The organism is Neobacillus vireti (genome assembly GCF_001026695.1).
GTDB classification, from domain to species: Bacteria; Bacillota; Bacilli; order Bacillales; family Cytobacillaceae; genus Neobacillus; species Neobacillus vireti.
The window spans coordinates 910,856-926,213 of record NZ_LDNB01000002.1 but is presented as its reverse complement, the minus strand read 5'-3'; the positions used below and the strand labels follow the sequence as shown (position 1 = coordinate 926,213).

Here is a 15,358-nt window from a genome sequence, read left to right as displayed (position 1 = left end):
TGGAAAATTAACCTACTTCTGTTTCGAGTTCAGGAATTGGCTTTTCAAGATAGGCGGTATCTTTCCTAGCGTTATATCGTTCTGCTTTTTCAACATGAACAGTGATATTGTAATCAGGGATACCAGCAAATTTCTCATATCGGCCCCGCGGCAGCAAAAAGTTCCCCTCTGGAAAATGCACTTCGATATTACCTGGTGCAATCTCAACAAATTTTGCTGTGCCTTGGAATACGCCGAATCCGTTATATACGACGATTCCTTCACCTTCGGCAATGCTTAGTTTTTGCCCATCGACAGCACTCATTAACACGTCATAACGGCCTGCTCCGTTTAACGGATCGACCTCATTGTAAACCATTGAATTAAACTGCTTCCCACGGCGGGAGGTGACGATAAATTGTTCAGGCTTCTTATTTAAATCGGGAATTTCAACTGGTATTAAACTTCCTTTTCCGTCAGGAGTTGGACAAATCCCGTCTTCACATAGCCAAGCGCCGCCCCACTGGAAGACGTCCCCCTGTTCTTTCAAGTGTTGGATGCCATCATAATCAGGGTTTGCTTTCGCAATTTCCCGACGAACGGCATAACCGTCAGCAAAATCAACCAAATGAGCCGTTTCCGGTTTCACACGCTTAGCAAGATCGATATAAATCTTCCATTCTGCCCTTGCTTCTTCCACCCTATTTTTGTTACCCGGTATCTCAGGTGAAAAATAAACCATCCTTTCTGTTGAAGTACTCGTACCGCCATCTTCCTGCTCATAACGTGTTTTCGCCGGCAATATGATGACTGCTTCTTTTGCATCGACTAATGTCGAGGTGTTTAAAATAATATCTTGGTGTACACGAATTTCTAATTCAGATAAGGCCTCTTTTATAAAATCAGGGTCAGGCATCGTCTCTAAAAAGTTACCGCCAGATAAGTAGTAGAGTTTAACTTTGCGTTCATGGTCTTCTGGAAGGACGATGTTTTCCAGAGTAACTCCCACGATATCCCCCTGCCACTTTGGAAGTTCAAATCCCCAAAGCTGTTCGATTCTCTCGACAGTGTTGCCATCCCAGCCGCCGCCCGGTAAGACGAATGGATCAGCACCCATTTCACCGCTTCCTTGAACGCTTGAATGTCCCCGAAACGGCATAAGACCTGCATGCTTTCGTCCCAGGTGCCCGCGAAGAAGTGCCAAGTTTGCCACTTGAGAAATATTATCAGTGGCAAATGAATGCATAGTAAGTCCCATAGCCCATGCATAAACAGCATTTTTACTGCTTGCTAACAGTTCAGCCAATTCAATAATCCTTCCTTTCGAAACACCGGAAGATTCAGTGATTGATTCCCACGTTTGGACTTGAACCCTTTTCTTAAGCTCTTCATACCCATTCACATGTGCCTCAACAAACTCGTGGTTGATCGCAGAACCATAAACCTTCTCATCCATATCAAACCAATGCTTCATAATCCCATGCATGAACGCGATATCGCCGCCAATGTTGACTTGATAGAAATCATCTGCAATTTTGGTCCCAAACAAGGCGGATTCCGGGTTTGAAGGAATCCAATACTGGTCCATCGCTGGTTCTCTGTATGGATTGACAACAATGATTTTGGTACCCTTTTTCTTCGCTTCAAGCATGTATTTTGAAGAAACTGGTGAAGAGTTCGCTGCGACACTGCCCCAAAACAATAGGACATCTGTACCAATCCAATCTAAATAATTGCACGTTGAAGCTCCTACGCCAATTGAACGCTTTAACGCTGTTTTACTTGGTGCGTGACAAATCCGTGAGGCATTATCAATATGGTTGGTCCCAAGAAAACGTGCTACTTTACCGGCCACATAATAGCTTTCATTTGTAATCCCGCGTGCTGTTAAATAAAAAGCAAATTGTTTTGGATTCAGCTTTCTCATTTTCAACGCAATCATATCCATCGCATGATCCCAAGTAATCCGGGAAAATTTTCGTTCCCCTTTACGGCGGATTAATGGATAGGGAATACGGCCCAGCTTCCGAAGCTCTGAACTGTCGTATTTCCTTAATTCATCTATATCTGCATGAAGAATTTCAGGCTTAATCGCAGGCATGGTATTGAGTCTTAGGACATTTAAGCGAGTTGTACACACATGTGGCCCTGTTAACGTTTGGTCATATAAACCGGATACACCAAGCGCACAGCCATCACAAACTCCTTTTGTTAAAATATTGGCGGCATAGCCGAGATTATCTTTATTCTCCCATGCGACTTTCATCGTATCGCGAATATGTTTTGGTTTCATTTTTCCTAGTCCAAAAGGAATTGGACTCACCCAGTGTTCGGGTGCAGGCACAACTGATTTTTTCTGTGGACCTGGATGTAATGTTTTTCCCATCCTTCATTCCTCCTCAAGATCTCCAATTTTAAAAACAAATAAAAAACCACCGAGGATAGCATTCATCTCAGGAAAAGGATGAATGCACCAAGGTGGTTAGTCTTCAACAGGTTCGCTGCCAAGTACCAACTATTTTAGTAGTCATTAATTTTTAAATTTCTCTTCAATATCCCGATCAAAGACGAAGATGGACATTCCTTTGTCCTCTTCGATATTGATATCAACAAATACCTTAACGAATTCTACTCCTAAAAGTTCCTCCATCTCAGCAGGATGATTTTTCTTATAAATCTCCTTTACCATTTCGGTCCGAGCAGCCCGCAGCATTTGTTTTCCATCTTCCGCAGTGGCAATAAATTTTTCAATCGGAGATAAATTCCCCTCTAGTTCACAAATTGCCCAGTTCTTACAAAAGGTAGTTCGCACTTGACTAGGACCTTTCCCCATATGCCGTTTACGATACGCGCGAACAATATTACTAAATTCCGCTTCATATTTATTCAATAAACTCATCTCACTTGCTATTACTTCAGGTTTACACACTGTTAATGTTGTTAATATTGTATAAGTTTAGTGGAAAATTTGCAACTTTCTTAACTTACTTGATTTTTCAATGGTATATTTTTATTAATCTGACCTCGTTTTAGCTTATTAATATCAACACGTATAAGGATTGAGATGACAAACGCGATAACAAACAATCCTGAGAAGAACGTTAAGCTGCCTGAATAGCTGCCTGTTGTATCTTTAATCCAAGCGGCAAATAATGGACCCGCAAGACCTGCTGCTGCCCATGCAGTTAGAATATACCCATGGATTGCTCCGAGCTGCTTTGTGCCAAACAAATCACCGATATAGGCCGGAATTGAGGAAAATCCACCGCCATAGCAAGTATAGACGATAATTAACATCCCCATGAACAACCATTTAATCGATACCTCTGGTAAGAAGAAGAAAATCACCATTTGCAGGACAAAGAACGATGTATAGGTAGCAGGTCGACCGATGATATCTGAAAAACTAGCCCAGCCAATTCTTCCTAAACCATTAAAGATTCCAATCGCTCCGACAAGAGCTGCTGCTGCCGTCATATCAATGCCAATACTTTCCATCGCAAGTGGCTTTGCAACCGCTAAAATCGCAATTCCACAGGTTACATTGATAAATAACATCAGCCATAAGTACCAGAAACGTTTTGTTTTAACAGCCTCATTGGCCATCAGTTGAGATAAATCCATATTCGGTTTCACTTTTCCACTATTAATTTTCTCTTTATATCCGTCTGGGAGCCATCCTTCTTCAGGCTTTTCGAGATATAGCGAGGATAGTATCATAATGATGAAGTATGAAATTCCAAGTATGTAAAACGTATTGGCAACACCTACTGACTCAATAAGCATGTTCATAATCGGACTAGCAATAGCAGCTGCAAATCCAAAACCCATAATCGCAAGTCCGGTTGCTAGTCCTCTTCGATCTGGAAACCATTTTACTAGAGTGGAAACAGGCGCAATATAGCCCACTCCTAATCCAATTCCGCCAAGTGCTCCATAGAAAACATATAATAGGTATTTTGAACCTAAATGGACAGCCAGACCAGACCCGACGATTCCCACTCCAAAAAAGATTGCAGCTAGTAATCCTGATTTTCTAGGGCCATATTTTTCAACAAAGTGACCAAGAAATGCGGCCGACAAACCTAAAAATAATATAGCAATACTGAATGTCAGCGCCACTTCAGAATCAGTCCAACCGAATAAGTCTTTTAATGGGGTTGTAAAATTACTCCATGCGTACACGGAACCAATTGAAATGTGAATTCCAACTGCCGATAAAGCAATCAGCCACCGATTTTTAGTCTTTTTCATATTTACTTACCTCTCCCCTTTGGAATTTATGTTATGTAAAAGCTTTGTGAACAAATAAAAACCGTTGAAAAAATTCACTGTTGGTTCCTAAGAAAAAGGGAATCTTAATGAATTCTTACAACGGTTTGTCTTAAACAGGGACGCTGTTAAGTACCAACAGTTATTGTTTACTAGACTTATAAATACCTTTAACCGATCAACAGGAACGCTATTTCGTATTAAAAGTGATTCATAATTTTTCAAAAGTTCACAATTTGTTCACAAATATGTTTTTTATCATACCATGTAAACGAATTCCATTCAAGAGAAAAACATAACTAATGTTATCAAATTGTAATACTCTTATAACATATTTGACAGAATTATCTGTTACAATTTTGATACATTAAATAGTATGAACATTTAGAAAATTAGTAATAAAATAATATCTTATAAGAAAGTAGTGATGTTGAGTGATCAAAAGAATCCTAATATTGTTTAGCTTAGCCATCATGCTTACCGCGGTCGAGAACGAATTTTCTATACATATGGTTTATGCAGAATCATTTAGTGACTTACATAATCAAGACCATTTACCCCAAGTAAAACAGGCTCCCATTCAAACAATGCAATTAACAGCTGAACTAGAGGTTCCAAACCTCAAAGAAAAATTAGTAAGCAAACTAACAGTGGAACCAAAAATCCCCAATCTTCTTATCCATATAAATAACGAAATGAAACGTGTATCTGAAACTATTCAAGAGAATAGTAAGGCAATTCCTGAAACAGTCAATGAGAGCGTCTCGATAATAGGGAATGAATACATAAGTACGGTCACCACCGTCGGGAACAAGTATATTGGAAACTCTGTTTATGTGTTTGGCGGCGGGAGAAATGTCCGCGATATTGCCCGTGGCAGGTTTGATTGCTCCGGATTTGTTCATTGGGCGTTTGCACAGGCAGGTATCGAAATTGGAAGCCATACAGATTCGATAAAAAAAGACGGTCGTCAAGTTTCCCCTCAAGAAATGCAGCCAGGTGATCTGGTCTTCTTTGACACGTATAAACGAGACGGACATGTTGGGATCTATCTTGGAGATGGAAAATTCATTGGATCCCAAAGTTCTACTGGTGTCGCCATTGCCGACATGACCAAAGGTTATTGGAAAAACGCGTTTAAAGGCCGTGTGATTAGAATTTGAAATATAAAAAAGCCCTTAATTTTAACGTAAGAGCTTACAAAAGACATATTTTATATTAAATTCTCATTGATTTTTTTGATGCGAATCTCATGTTTATGCCGTCTTCTTTTTAGTCTATTAGCTTTTTCTTTTTCGTAGAAATAATGAACAATGAAGTAAGAAATAAAGCTAAGAATAATCCCAAAAATGGTCATTCCGATTAATGCATGGACTCCCCCATGAAGGAGGCCAACTAAACTATGGAAATCACCTTGCATTAATTGATGAAAAGAGAAAGATGTATGGTGTCCAATTCTGACTTGCATTGGTAAGATTGCTTTTCCAAGTGTTCTCGCAAAAGGTAAAAGAATCACGGGAAGTAGCGTTAGTTTTCCTATGACATTTCCGATGATGGACGCCGGTAATGAGCCTTTAGCCAACCGGACAATTGGTACAAATAATATATATATAAGAGAAGCAGTTGAAATTACGAGCATTTCCAAGCCAAAGCCAAGGGCAAATCCCAATGATACCTTTTTGGCTCCTCCAGGAGAACGAAGAAGTTTTAAGAAGTTTAACTTAAAAGCACGTCCAAGCCGTTGAAAAACATTATACTTTTTTTGTTTAATGCTCATAAGGTACCCCTCCTGGTGAAAAAAAAGATAAGTATATTATATTCTATATAAGCGCTAAATTCTAACCCTTCAAAAAATTTTTTTCAAATAAAAAAAGAATAAAGACACAGCATGTTTAGCTGTATCTCTATTTTACACTTTTATTATTAAAAATTAATAAAAAAATTATTAGATATTGGTAAATGTTAATGGTTAAAAACTAAACATTCAGCACTTCTCGTTTTTCCTCTGCGCTTAATAAATTGGCTAAATAATCGATAGTCGTTAAATAGAGGATACCATTCCCTTCAAGCTTGGGAGAATTTCCTAGTGGCACGGTCCTTCTAATCAGTTGTGCATACAGCTCTGGCTCAGTTAGCTTTCTTTCAAAAGCTTGATTCGTAATCGCTTTAATCAGTGCAAGCGCGCCGGATACATGCGGTGTTGCCATTGACGTTCCACTTAGCTTTGCATAATTTCCATTTAGGAAGGTGGATAGTATATTTTCACCTGGTGCGACTAAATCTACTTCCTCATTTGAATTGCTAAAATCCGAGATTTGCCGACCTAATCCGGTGGCGCCTACACTGATTACCTCATTATAGGCAGCAGGATAGGACAACTCGTTTGTTGAATCCCGCCCGTCCCCTTCATTACCAGCCGCACATACAACGAGAATCCCACTTGCGACGGCCTTTTGAATCGCCTCGTGCAATTCAGGAACATCTGCAGGACCGCCAAGGCTCATCGAGATAATATCCACCTGTTGTTCAATCGCATAATAGATTCCATTGATAATCCACTCATATTGTCCGGAGCCCTGTTTATCAAGAACCTTAACGATTAATAGATTTGCTTCCGGTGCAACACCGATTACTCCGAGATCATTAGCGGTTGCAGCCATCGTACCGGCAACATGTGTGCCATGACCATTGTAATCCTTGTAGATTGTTTGATCACTGCGGTCATCTTTGGTGAAATTTCGACCGCCAATAATTCGATCCTTCAAGTCGGGATGAGAACTTTCACAGCCAGTATCCAAAATAGCGATTGTGATCCCCTTCCCTTTTGTTTTCCCCCACAATTCAGGGGCCTGAATCAATTCCACCCCTTTTGGCACCTCGGTTACTTCTTCAAACTCTGCAATCACCTGGTACGGAATCAAGCGTACTTTTCGCTCCATCTAATTCCCTCCTAACAGATTTAATTGAAGCCAACCCATGCTGTTAGCAATAGTTTAACAATTCGGAATATATTAAAAAAGGTTCCTTTGGAGTGTTTTTAGTGTCTTCTAGCCCTTTTTCAATCATTTTTTAAAGCATGTCTCGAAATTTATTCAACCAAGAAGAGAAGTAGTTTTTTCGTGACAGTTTTAGAACATTCACCTAAATTTTTCAAAAAAACGATACCACTTTTTACGTAGCTGCATTTAATGTAAGGTGAAGGAGGATGATGATCATGACTGAAACGAATTTTCATCAAATTGCCCATGAATTACTAAATAAGGACGTTGAGGTTATTACGCTTCGAGGGGATTTTAGTGGACGGCTGATAAATGTGGGGACGGATGTGATTGTTTTGGAAAGAAGGGGCAGATTTCGTCCGGTGAATTTGGCGATAAGAATCGAAACGATTGTGTTAATTTATCGTGCCGAACCAATGCCAAGAGGACCGTTTGGATTTGCTCCGGAGGAATTTGAAGAGGAACACCACGTCGAGAGCAGCGATGAGAGAAAAAGATAAGGATTCGCGTGTTGGCTTTTAACTGAGCTTGGCGGGTAATGTCCTTCATTGCTCATTTGAAGGACATTACCCGTCACTTAGGTGTCTTTATTAAATGGATGAGAATTCCGTTACCAGCTGGTCGAAACGCTTTAAGGCGTTGTTAATCGGTTCTGGCGAAGTTAAATCGACGCCTGTTTTCTTTAACAATTCAAGTGGATAATCAGAACTTCCACTTTTTAGAAAATCTAAATAGGCTATTAAGGTCGCTTGATCGCCGGCTAACAGTTTCTCGGCAATATGAATAGCGGAGGCAAAGCCGGTTGCATATTTATATACATAAAACGGGCGGTAGAAATGCGGGATTCTTGACCAGCCGTATTTGACTTCATCATCAAAAACAACATCTTCGCCATTGTATTGCCTGAATAACGATTCATAGGTTTGGTTAAATACAGCTACGTTTAGCGGCTTGCCTGATTCCGCGAGTTCATGGGTGATTTTTTCAAACTCCGCAAACATCACCTGCGTAAAGAAGGTTCCTCTAAATTGATCGATAAAGTGATTGAGTAAATGCTTTCGAATCGCTTCATTTGTTTCTTTATTAAGCAAGTAATTGATCAGTAAGACTTCATTAACGGTTGACGCCACTTCGGCGACAAAAATGCTGTAACCGGCTGAGATTCTAGGCTGGTGTGAACTAGAGTACCAGGAATGCATTGCATGACCGAATTCGTGAATCATCGTGAACATACTGTCTAGGTCGTCATGTTGATTTAACAGGACAAACGGGTGGACACCATATACCCCTAAATTATAAGCACCGGAACGCTTTCCTGGTGTCTCCCGTACATCAATATAACGGGCGTCTTTAAATGTTTTCAGTGTGTTGACGTATTCTTCCCCAAGAGGCGCTAATGCATCCAGAATGGTGCCATAGGCGTCGTCATAAGAAATTTCGATTTTCACCCCGTTCACTAGCGGGGCATTTAAATCATATTGACGCAATTCCTCTACCGCCAGTTTTTCTTTTCGAATCGCTGTATAACGGTGGAGCGCAGTGATATTAGCCTTCGTTGCTGCAATCAGATTTTCATAGACTTCCTTTGGAACCATGTCCCCGAACAACCCCTTCTCCAATGCTGAAGGATAGTTCCTTAGGCGTGCCAGGGTTACGTTAGTTTTAATATTGGCAGCCAAGGTGGAGGCAAGCGAATTTTTCAGTTGAAGGTATGGTTGGTAATAGGCCTTATAGGCCTCCTGGCGCTTATTTCGGTCGTCATCTTCAATCAATTTGGAGTACATGCCGCGTGTTAATTCCACTTTATCGCCATCCTCCGTAGTTACCTCACCGAATTTGATATCAGCGTTATTAAGCATGTTATAGGTTTGGCTAGGAGCTGAGAGTGCTTCTCCAAGATTGGATAGAATTTCTTCTTTTTCCTTACTTAGGACATGTTTCTTGTAACGGTACGCTTCGAATAAATCCTTTTCGAAGTAATCGAGCCGCGGTTCTTGTTGAATAAATTCTTTTAAGGTACTTTCTTCAAGGCTTAATAAATAGGGCATAAAGAATGCTGTTGCCGCATTTAGTTTGACGGCAAGCTGCTTGGCCCTGTCAACTAGTGACTGTGCTTCGATATCCCTCGTGTCCACATCTGCCTGCAGCATTCCATACACATACACAAGGTTGAATTTACTCGATACTTCTTCTTTTTCTGCTAAATAATCATAAAGGGATGTTCCATCTTGAATCGTGCCGTCGTATTGTTTTAATTTGGTTGTCATTTCTTCGATACGACGATAGTCCTCTTCCCATGTTTCTAACGACGGATAAATGTCCTCCATGTTCCATTTTTCGTTTTCAGGCACTTCCGCTCTGGATTGATAGGTGTTCACCACATACATCCCTCAATTCTTTTATTAATGGTTTGCTATTTTATTATACCGGATTCGATTGGAAATTTATTAATTAAAGGCTATGTTAAAGCACATTGTTGATTATGAGCACAATGTTGATTGGAGTGGAAGGCGCGAGACTCCTGCGGGAGCAGCGGGACAGGTGAGACCCCGCAGGCGCTTTAGCGCCAAGGAGGCTCACCGCCCGCCCCGCGGAAAGCGAAGCGCCTGGAACGGAAATCAACATTCACTTTTAACAAAGCCTAATAAAAAAATGCATTTCCATGTGAAATCGCTTCCTTAATCTGAAGACACTTCTGAAATATTAGTGTCTATTTTACCTGATAAAATTTTGGATGATTTTGCTGAAAAAAAGTGGTGGACATATTTTTTAAGCCTGCTATAATCCATATAGATACTAAACATTACTATTTAAAGGTGGAAATTATGGGGAACACTTGCAGGTATGTTGTCAACGCACTTGGAAAAGGTGGGGAAACATATTATACTCTTTGCAAAGATAAACAAGAATTACAGAATTGGATAACCACTAATCGAGAGAAATTAATAATGGAAGAACTAATGATTACCGATAAACAGCAAAATCTATTTTCAAAATTGTTCAGTTCTAAAAAACTATATTAAAAGATTGACGCCATTTCTTCCGAAATGGCGTCATTTTATATTTTCAGTAAATATAAGCATTTCTAAACTACTTCTTTTATTTTCACTTCTACGAACTTCCGTTTTTGAATATAGTTCAGTCTGAACGATAAAGCGATGCCTGCTGCCAGTAATCCGACGGTTAATCCAATCCAGTAGCCTCTAGCTCCCAGGGTGGTAAAATGGGCGAGGAGATAACCGACTGGAAGGCAAATTAACCAGTATGCGATTAACGTCATAACGAAGGCAAGATTGACGTCCTTGTACCCTCTTAACGCAGCCTGCGCTGTTACCTGAATCGCGTCACAAATTTGAAAAAAGAGGGCAAAAATTAAAAAGTTCGCCGTTAAATTGATGACCGCTGCTTCATTGGAATAAAATCCGGCAACCTGGTAGCGAAATATAACGACAAATACTCCGCTAATAACCGCACTTAAAATCGCTAAGTAAATCCCGAGCCAACTGTATTGTTTCGCATCCTTATAACGGCGCGCACCGACCTCATATCCGACAAGAACCGTTTGCGCCATCGAGATACTGATTGGAATCATATAGAGAAAGGAGACGATGTTTAACGCTGATTGATAGGCCGCGATTGTCGTGACACTAAACTTGCTTAAAAGAATTGTAACGACGGCAAACATACTCGTTTCAAAAAAAGTTGACAGCCCCATCGGCACACCAATTTTTAAAATTTCTTTACATTGATCCCACGAAAATTCCTTCATATTAGTAAACACAGGAAACGAAGAAAATGGAACTTGTGTTTTCACGATGAAAGTAGTCATGGCCATTATCGCCCAATAGGTAATTGAGGTCGCATACCCCGCCCCGGCTCCGCCGAGTTCCGGAAAACCTAAATTTCCAAAGATGAGACAATAGTTCAAGAAGAAATTGAGTGGTAATGCTAACAGGAGGATGACCATTACGACTCTGGTCTTTCCGAGTGCATAAATATACGAGCGCAACACGTTAAAAATAAACAAAGGCAAAAGTCCATAACTTAGGCCAACCAAATAATTAAAAGCCGTTTCATGCACACGGTCGGGCAACTTCATTTTATCTAAGAGAGGAACTAACAGGAAAAAACCTGCGATGATTACGACTGCAGCAATGATGACGGATAGGTAGATTCCATGCTTGACAATTGAGGAAACCTCTTCGTTATTCTTCTCTCCGAAACGCTGGGCCGCAATCGGTGATACAGCAAGCAGGATCCCGCTGATTCCCATGAAAACCGGACTCCAAATCGAGGAGCCGATCGCCACACCGGCAAGATTTGAGGAATCATATTTGCCTGACATAATCGTGTTGAAAAATACCATTGAAAACATGCCAAGCTGGGTGATTAATATCGGAATTAATAAAACAAAAATTTGTTTTGTCTTTTCTTTGATGGTAAACGTTTGATTCATAAAAAAATACTCCTTAGGATTTTAAAGCATGGACCTTCCTTGCCCTATTTCTTGGTTATTTTTGATGGATTGTTGATTTTGTACAGCACTGCTGTATCAACCACGAATTCTTCCTCCACATCTTTCCCTTTTGCCAATTTCTTGGCGACCACTTTTCCATCGAATTCAAGTAAATCTCCATGGGCAAGTTCAAATTTCTTAAGTGTTTTGCTATGGCTGCACCAGGCAAGCCCGAGCTCTAGCGGGGATTCCTGAACAATTTGTACTTGTTCTAAAATGACTACTTCATCATTTTCTTCATTAAAAGGATTGTAGGTTAGGGCAAATTGTTTGACTGTGGCTGTAAAGTGAACTTTATCGGCAGGAAGTTCGAGCTTTGGAACCTTTTCTTTCTTTGGTTTCGCTTCTTTTACTTTTGCGGGTTTCAATGCTGCTTCTTTTTTGGGAGATTCTGTGTCCTTAGCAGGATCGGTTTCTTTTGTTACCTCTCCAACCGGTAATGATGTTGCAGGATCTTTGTTCTCAACTGTAAACATGCTTTCTTTTCCAAAACTGGATTGCTGCATTTCTTTTAAATATGCAGGGTGGATACAGGTTACATTCCCGTCTTGAAACTCAATCACAAGTGTAGCAAATCCCCCTCCATTCCCGTACGTTTCATAGCCTTTAATGGTTACCTGACGCTGATAGGTTCGATTCTTATACCAAAACTCCTTTTTTGCTTCCTTGGCCGAGGAAAGTCCCCACTCCTTCAGTTTGTCTTTATAATGTTCCTCATCACGAAAAGTCTCGTAGTCCCCTTTCGGCGGAATATAGCGGGTTAACTCTGTTTGTTCGATATGTGCGTGCGCCATAATTACTACTTCACTTCCTTCAACTATGTATTTGGTTTGATTATACCATTTCAGGGAGAAAACAATAAGCTTCATGAACTCCGGCAGAAAACATAGTGCGCGGTCTTTTTTTTCAAAAAAAAAAGACTCTGCGAGAGAGTCTTTTTCATTGAGATTGGTTTAGATTATGCTTTGCGAACGTTAGATGCTTGTGGGCCACGTTGACCTTGTTCAACATCAAAAGTTACTGCTTGGCCTTCGTCTAAAGATTTGAAACCTTCTCCTTGGATTGCTGAGAAGTGAACGAATACATCGTCTCCAGCTTCGCGTTCGATGAATCCAAAACCTTTTTCTGCATTAAACCATTTTACTTTACCTTGTTCCATTTGTATATCCTCCTGCTGTGCGCTGTGCACAATGTATTACTATCCTTGCTCAAATCTTCAAGACAGAAAGCAGTTTCACTTTAACGTTCTTTCCGACCAGACAAAAATAATTCTCCTTAACTATAACAGATGCTATTGGATAATGCAACCTAATAAATAACCAAACACAGGAACGAGATTTTTATTCCTTTAAGATAGTTTCGATTCCTCTTTTGTTTTTCCAAACATATATAAACCAAACGTTTTTCGTATCGATAAGATCATTCCCAATAAAATCATATTAGAAAACAAGGAGCTCCCGCCATACGTTAAAAAGGGCAGGGCTATCCCTTTAACCGGCATGATCCCTACGACCATTCCGATATTCTGGAAAATTTGCACACTCATACTAAATGTAATTCCCGCACAAATATACGTACCAAAAGAGGTTTGTGATTTATGCCCGATTCTAATAATTCGATAGAGCAAAAGCATAAATAAAAGCACAACGAACGCAGCAATAAGAAAACCGCCTTCTTCTGCTACAGTTGCAAAGATAAAGTCTGTATGTTTCTCAGGAATGTAAACATTCCCCTGCATGTATCCTTTTCCTGAAATTTCACCGCTCCCTACAGCTAGCAAGGATTTTTGGCTTTGATAGGCTCCTTTACTATCCCCTGAAGGGTCCAGCCATCCGATGATCCGCTCCTGCTGATGCGGCTTTAACAAAGGAATTATATCTTTATAAATGATGTCCGGCTGGTAGAAAAATAAATAAACGAGCACCCCGGCAATAAGGGTTGGCACGAGAACAAAAACAGCCACTAACTTCCTTTTTAGACCTGCTAAGTACAGCATGCTCGCAATTGCAATAAAATAGAGAAAGACCATCCCTGTATCTGGCTGCTGATAGACAAACAAGGAGGGTGGAATCGTTACAAGCAGAATTTTCCCCACAAGTAATAAATCAGTTTGCACTGTTCTTAGAAAATGCGTTGCATTATGCCGTGAAATGAGTCTGGCAACCAGAATAATTAATGCTATTTTGAAATATTCTGATGGCTGAATTGAACCTATCAGGGGAATGCTAAACCATCTTTTCGCCCCATATATCATCGGAGCAATCTTTTCCGGAGAAAATCGCAATAGAATGATGGTTACAAATAACGTAATATAAGCGGGCCACGCTAACCTTTCAATTTGGTCAATATCAAGCTTAGCAACCATGATTAAAAGCGTAAAACCGATCAAATAATTGATTCCCTGTTTCAAGGCGAAATTTTGTGCTCCATACTGCCCTGTCTGCTGACTGCTATAAATAAATACGATGCTTATCATAAAAAAGGCCATCAAAATAAGCATGATGGCACCATCTAATCGTTTAAAAATTGTTGTTTCTGAGTTCATTTATTTTTCACCTTCAAACCAAATTGATCAACTATTACTGATGCCCCGCTTACACATCAGTGAAAGTCGGGCATGCCTCATTGGCTGCTCCCATCTGATGATGACAAGAAATCACGTAAAGCCTGCTTATTTTTTTCAAAATCAAGTTTAAGTACAGCTCCGACGTTTACCGTTTTATCCTCATAGGCATCTTCAAGTGGGATTCGAATGCTTTCCACTTTTTTGGAGTCACCAGCAATTAACCCTTTCCCAATTGATAGTATCGTTGGCGTATCGACATTTGTATCAATATACGGTGTTGCCATCCCAAGGATTTTTGGCAGGTTTAATAAACTATGGACACCGACTGCTTGGTCTTTGATTTTTGAAACTACTTCTTGCTGTCTTTCCACCCGGCCGAAATCACTTAAGCGATCATGACGAAAGCGCACATATCCTATTAATTTATCCCCATGTAATATTTGTTTACCGGGAAGAAGTGTCATCCCAATTCCATAGGACATTTCATATGGTATATCCACTTCAATACCGTTAGGGGCTACGAGATCAACGATTTTTGAAAACCCTTCAAAATCGACAATGGCGTAGTAATTAATATCGACATCAAAATTTTCCTTAATCGTTTTCCGGACTAATTCTGGACCGCCAAGGGCAAATGCCGCATTGATTTTATTCTTGCCATGTTCGGGAATATCGACATACGAATCCCTCATAATCGAAGCGACCTTCATATTATGTGTTTTTTGATTATAGTGAGCAATCATTAAGGTATCAGAACGTGCATGCTCCTCACCGCGCGAATCACTGCCAAGCAATAATATATTAATCTCGCCAAATTGGGGTTCAGCGCCTTGGAAGTCATCATACGATGTGTGTGCGTCCATATGCTTGCCATTACTCGCTTCTGCTAAGCCATTTTTATATTGATAAACACAATAAATTATGACGGATATAAATAATACTAGTACTGTTAAAAGGCTGTTTCTAAGCCATTTCCGTTTCTTTTTTGTTCTTGTTCTGTATTCCATTTTACCTATCACCTGTCAA

12 protein-coding genes and 1 pseudogene are annotated in these 15,358 nt (G+C 40.1%); 2 read left to right on the top strand and 11 right to left on the bottom strand.

All coding sequences use genetic code 11. The annotated features are described in order from the left end of the window. Positions 1-7 precede the first annotated feature (7 nt). The 3 genes from AA980_RS04825 to AA980_RS04815 form a co-directional block, all read right to left on the bottom strand. Positions 8-2,365, bottom strand: coding sequence for an FdhF/YdeP family oxidoreductase (locus tag AA980_RS04825; RefSeq protein ID WP_024026597.1), 2,358 nt, complete (start codon positions 2,363-2,365; stop codon positions 8-10). Between the two features lie 144 nt (positions 2,366-2,509). Continuing rightward, positions 2,510-2,869, bottom strand: coding sequence for a DUF2294 domain-containing protein (locus AA980_RS04820; RefSeq protein ID WP_024026596.1), 360 nt, complete (start codon positions 2,867-2,869; stop codon positions 2,510-2,512). Between the two features lie 89 nt (positions 2,870-2,958). Beyond that, positions 2,959-4,233, bottom strand: a complete 1,275-nt coding sequence (locus AA980_RS04815; protein ID WP_024026595.1) for an L-lactate MFS transporter — start codon at positions 4,231-4,233, stop codon at positions 2,959-2,961. Positions 4,234-5,033: 800 nt separating this feature from the next. Here AA980_RS04815 and AA980_RS27710 point away from each other — a divergent pair. Then, positions 5,034-5,414 (top strand): annotated as a pseudogene (locus tag AA980_RS27710) (C40 family peptidase); the annotation flags it as partial. A 50-nt stretch (positions 5,415-5,464) separates the two neighbouring features. Here AA980_RS27710 and AA980_RS04805 read toward each other — a convergent pair. Then, positions 5,465-6,028: a DUF2062 domain-containing protein gene (locus AA980_RS04805; RefSeq protein ID WP_024026593.1), complete on the bottom strand. Its 564-nt coding sequence runs from the start codon at positions 6,026-6,028 to the stop codon at positions 5,465-5,467. Positions 6,029-6,227: 199 nt separating this feature from the next. After that, positions 6,228-7,190, bottom strand: a complete 963-nt coding sequence (locus tag AA980_RS04800) for a S8 family peptidase (RefSeq protein WP_047771269.1) — start codon at positions 7,188-7,190, stop codon at positions 6,228-6,230. Between the two features lie 275 nt (positions 7,191-7,465). Between AA980_RS04800 and AA980_RS04795 the strand changes: the two genes are divergently transcribed. Then, positions 7,466-7,750: a DUF2642 domain-containing protein gene (locus AA980_RS04795; protein ID WP_024030746.1), complete on the top strand. Its 285-nt coding sequence runs from the start codon at positions 7,466-7,468 to the stop codon at positions 7,748-7,750. Between the two features lie 90 nt (positions 7,751-7,840). On the opposite strand, the gene pepF is transcribed toward AA980_RS04795, so the two are convergent. The 6 genes from pepF to AA980_RS04760 all read right to left on the bottom strand — a co-directional run bounded on the left by pepF (position 7,841) and on the right by AA980_RS04760 (position 15,339). Next, positions 7,841-9,628, bottom strand: coding sequence for an oligoendopeptidase F (gene pepF, locus AA980_RS04790; protein WP_024030745.1), 1,788 nt, complete (start codon positions 9,626-9,628; stop codon positions 7,841-7,843). Positions 9,629-10,335: 707 nt separating this feature from the next. Next, positions 10,336-11,706 carry an MATE family efflux transporter gene (locus AA980_RS04780; protein ID WP_024027762.1) on the bottom strand — a complete coding sequence of 457 codons (1,371 nt, stop codon included), beginning with the start codon at positions 11,704-11,706 and terminating at the stop codon, positions 10,336-10,338. A gap of 44 nt (positions 11,707-11,750) precedes the next feature. Beyond that, entirely contained in the window at positions 11,751-12,635 is an 885-nt protein-coding gene (locus AA980_RS04775; protein ID WP_024027763.1) for a hypothetical protein, read from the bottom strand. An 89-nt stretch (positions 12,636-12,724) separates the two neighbouring features. After that, on the bottom strand, positions 12,725-12,925 hold the full coding sequence (locus tag AA980_RS04770) for a cold-shock protein (RefSeq protein WP_024027764.1): 201 nt from the start codon (positions 12,923-12,925) through the stop codon (positions 12,725-12,727). A gap of 189 nt (positions 12,926-13,114) precedes the next feature. Further along, positions 13,115-14,311, bottom strand: a complete 1,197-nt coding sequence (locus AA980_RS04765; RefSeq protein ID WP_024027765.1) for an FtsW/RodA/SpoVE family cell cycle protein — start codon at positions 14,309-14,311, stop codon at positions 13,115-13,117. Between the two features lie 77 nt (positions 14,312-14,388). Beyond that, the gene (locus tag AA980_RS04760; RefSeq protein ID WP_024027766.1) at positions 14,389-15,339 is read right to left on the bottom strand and encodes an LCP family protein; all 951 of its coding nucleotides are present in this window, start codon (positions 15,337-15,339) and stop codon (positions 14,389-14,391) included. Positions 15,340-15,358 lie beyond the last annotated feature (19 nt).

Bases quoted from the DNA above. Each gene is read 5' to 3' on its own strand.
- AA980_RS04825 (WP_024026597.1), bottom strand. From the start codon at position 2,365: ATGGGAAAAACATTACATCCAGGTCCACAGAAAAAATCAGTTGTGCCT.
- AA980_RS04815 (WP_024026595.1), bottom strand. From the start codon at position 4,233: ATGAAAAAGACTAAAAATCGGTGGCTGATTGCTTTATCGGCAGTTGGA.
- AA980_RS04805 (WP_024026593.1), bottom strand. From the start codon at position 6,028: ATGAGCATTAAACAAAAAAAGTATAATGTTTTTCAACGGCTTGGACGT.
- AA980_RS04800 (WP_047771269.1), bottom strand. From the start codon at position 7,190: ATGGAGCGAAAAGTACGCTTGATTCCGTACCAGGTGATTGCAGAGTTT.
- AA980_RS04795 (WP_024030746.1), top strand. From the start codon at position 7,466: ATGACTGAAACGAATTTTCATCAAATTGCCCATGAATTACTAAATAAG.
- AA980_RS04780 (WP_024027762.1), bottom strand. From the start codon at position 11,706: ATGAATCAAACGTTTACCATCAAAGAAAAGACAAAACAAATTTTTGTT.
- AA980_RS04775 (WP_024027763.1), bottom strand. From the start codon at position 12,635: ATGAAGCTTATTGTTTTCTCCCTGAAATGGTATAATCAAACCAAATAC.
- AA980_RS04770 (WP_024027764.1), bottom strand. From the start codon at position 12,925: ATGGAACAAGGTAAAGTAAAATGGTTTAATGCAGAAAAAGGTTTTGGA.
- AA980_RS04765 (WP_024027765.1), bottom strand. From the start codon at position 14,311: ATGAACTCAGAAACAACAATTTTTAAACGATTAGATGGTGCCATCATG.
- AA980_RS04760 (WP_024027766.1), bottom strand. From the start codon at position 15,339: ATGGAATACAGAACAAGAACAAAAAAGAAACGGAAATGGCTTAGAAAC.